This window comes from Siccibacter colletis (genome assembly GCF_000696575.1).
GTDB lineage: Bacteria > Pseudomonadota > Gammaproteobacteria > Enterobacterales > Enterobacteriaceae > Siccibacter > Siccibacter colletis.
In genome coordinates this window covers 1-464 of record NZ_JMSQ01000024.1, presented here as the reverse complement: position 1 = coordinate 464, position 464 = coordinate 1, and the positions used below count along the sequence as shown (strand labels likewise).

Genomic DNA, 464 nt, shown 5'->3' with positions numbered 1-464 from the left:
AGAACTTTAGCAACAACGCCCGCGCCAACGGTACGGCCGCCTTCACGGATTGCGAAACGCAGACCGTCGTCCATCGCGATCGGGTGGATCAGGGTAACAACCATTTTGATGTTGTCGCCCGGCATTACCATCTCAACGCCTTCCGGCAGTTCGATGGTGCCAGTCACGTCAGTAGTACGGAAGTAGAACTGCGGACGGTAGCCTTTGAAGAACGGAGTGTGACGGCCGCCTTCATCTTTGGACAGGATGTACACTTCGGATTCGAACTTGGTGTGCGGCTTGATGGTGCCCGGCTTAGCCAGTACCTGGCCACGCTGGATCTCTTCACGCTTGATACCACGCAGCAGAACGCCGCAGTTCTCGCCCGCACGACCTTCGTCCAGCAGTTTGCGGAACATTTCAACGCCGGTACAGGTGGATTTCGCAGTATCTTTGATACCAACGATTTCAACTTCTTCACCAAC

1 protein-coding gene is annotated in these 464 nt (G+C 55.2%); it reads right to left on the bottom strand.

Features of this window, described 5'->3' with window-relative positions; translation table 11 throughout:
* Positions 1–464: EF-Tu C-terminal domain-related protein (locus tag ET34_RS0117105; protein WP_031524094.1), on the bottom strand; the 464-nt coding region annotated here is incomplete at both ends.